Consider the following 2,076-nt stretch of genomic DNA (forward strand, 5'->3'; position numbering starts at 1 on the left):
GCGTGCGAGTGGCGCCTCTCGCGGCGCGGCGCCGACGGGCTGCCGGCCGACCCGGTGGTGTGCCGCACGGCGGTCAGCCACGAAGCGATGCGGACGCTGCGCTCGGTGCCCGCCGGGCCGTCGCCCCGCCTCGTGATCCTCCAGCCGGCGGTGCTGCGGGCGGCCGCGGGCGAAGACCCGGCGGGGAACGGGTTCCGGCCGACGCTCGTGCTCGAGGCCCTGGCCGGGGACCTGGGACCCGCGCTGCTGGGCCCCAGCGGCGCGACCGTCCGCTGGGCCTCCGACCTGGACCGCGTCCAACTGGACGCGACCGTGCTGCTGGACGCCGGCGCGCGCCTGCTCTACTGGGGACCGGCGCCGCAGGCCTTCCTCTACCTCACCCTGACCGAGATCGGTCTGGGCCGCGCGGCCGAGGCGGCGGACATCTTCGAGCGCGGCCTGCGGCGTTCCCCGCCCACGCTGCCCTTCCAGTTCGACGCCGGCCAGCTGCCCGTGACGCTCGACGCGGTGCGCGCCGGCGCGCCCGCGTTCCTGGCGGCCGTCGACGGCGCGGACCTGCCGCCGACGGAACGCGCGGCCCTGGCGGGGGCCGCGCGCGATCTGCTGGCGCGCAGCGGCGCCGGCTCCTAGTCGTTCCCGGCTCAGCCGCGCGGCTTCGCCGGCACCCCGACGACGGTCGTGCCCGCCGCGACGGACCTGGTCACGCAAGCGCCCGCGCCGACGACCGCACCGTCGCCGAGCGTCAGCGGCACGCCCTCGTGCCCGTTGATGATGACCGCGCCGGTCCCCACGTACACGCCCCGGCCGAAGTGGACCCAGCCGGAGATGTGCGCGCCGGGCGCCAGGGTGGTGAAGTCGCCCATGACGACGTCGTGCCCGACCGTGCAGTCCAGGTTGATCTGGACGTGGCGGCCCAGCACGATGTTCGTGGTCAGCAGGTTGCCGGCGCAGACGACGGTCCCCTCGCCGATCTCCACCCACTCCGACATCTCGACGCGCGGATGGACCAGCGTCGCGCACGCGAAGCCGGCCGCGGCGGCCCGGCCGATCAGCTTCTCGCGCAGGGCGGGATCGCCCACCGCCGCCGTCAACGCGGCCTGCGGGAAGGCGGCGCGGGCCGCGTCCAGCGCCATGACCGGGAACCCGTTGATCGTGCGGCCGTGCGCGGCCGGGTCGTCGTCGACCAGCGCCGCCACCCGCCAGCGCCCCTCGATCGAGCGCGCCAGCCAGGCCACCTCCCGCGCGAAGCCCCCCGCCCCGTAGATCACCAGATCCTGCATCGCCATGCGCGGCTCCTTCCTCCGTCTCGATGTCTGTTGTGATCCGACACGCCGACTACCTCAGGAACAGCAGCGCCCCGCCGCCCACCGCGACCGCGACGCCCAGCAACGCGGTCGGCGAGGGCCGGTCGCGGTGGATGAGCCAGGCGGGCAGCAGCACGGTGATCGGCACGGTGTTCAGCAGCGCCGAAGCCACGCCGGTCTCGGTGAGCTTGAGCGCGGCGATGGCGGCCCACATGCCCAGGAACGGCCCCAGCACCACGGCCACGCCCGCGGGCTTCAGCACCCGCGGGTCGCGCAGGCGCGGCAGCTGGGACACGATGTCGCGCCGCCCGAGCAGGAACAGGCCCATCGCCAGGGTGGCCCACCAGCCGCGCACCAGGGCGGCCGCCAGCGGCGGCGTCTCGCCCGGCATGCCGAGCTTCGCCAGCACGTTGCCCACGGCTGAGCAGACCGCGCAGACCAGGGCGGCGCCCAGCCCCCGGACCAGGACCGCCCGCGGCACGCCGCGGTGGTCGCCGGTGCCGTCGTCGCGCCCCAGCACGGCCAGCAGGATCCCCCCGATGACCACGGCGATCCCGACCATCGCCATCGTCCCCAGCCGCTCCCCCAGCACGGGCCAAGCGGTCAGGGCGGCGACGACCGGCGTCGCCGCCAGCATCAACGAGGCCCGCCGCGGCCCCACCATCATGATTCCCTTGTAGTAGAACGAGTCCCCGATCGCGAGCCCCAGCGTCCCGCTCAGTCCCAGCCACATGTGCTGCCGCCAGGAAATCCCCTCGGGCCAAACCGTGCC

The 2,076-nt window shown here is 75.5% G+C and carries 3 protein-coding genes; 1 reads left to right on the forward strand and 2 read right to left on the reverse strand.

Annotated features, from left to right (window positions below):
• Positions 1-630, forward strand: a 630-nt coding sequence (locus Q7W29_07110) for a hypothetical protein (protein MDO9171580.1), incomplete at its 5' end; no start/stop codon positions are given.
• Between the two features lie 11 nt (positions 631-641).
• Here Q7W29_07110 and Q7W29_07115 read toward each other — a convergent pair.
• On the reverse strand, positions 642-1,286 hold the full coding sequence (locus Q7W29_07115) for an acetyltransferase (protein MDO9171581.1): 645 nt from the start codon (positions 1,284-1,286) through the stop codon (positions 642-644).
• Between the two features lie 49 nt (positions 1,287-1,335).
• A partial coding sequence (locus tag Q7W29_07120) for a DMT family transporter (protein MDO9171582.1) occupies positions 1,336-2,076 on the reverse strand: 741 nt, incomplete at its 5' end.

It is taken from the genome of bacterium (assembly GCA_030654305.1).
Lineage (GTDB): Bacteria > Krumholzibacteriota > Krumholzibacteriia > LZORAL124-64-63 > LZORAL124-64-63 > PNOJ01.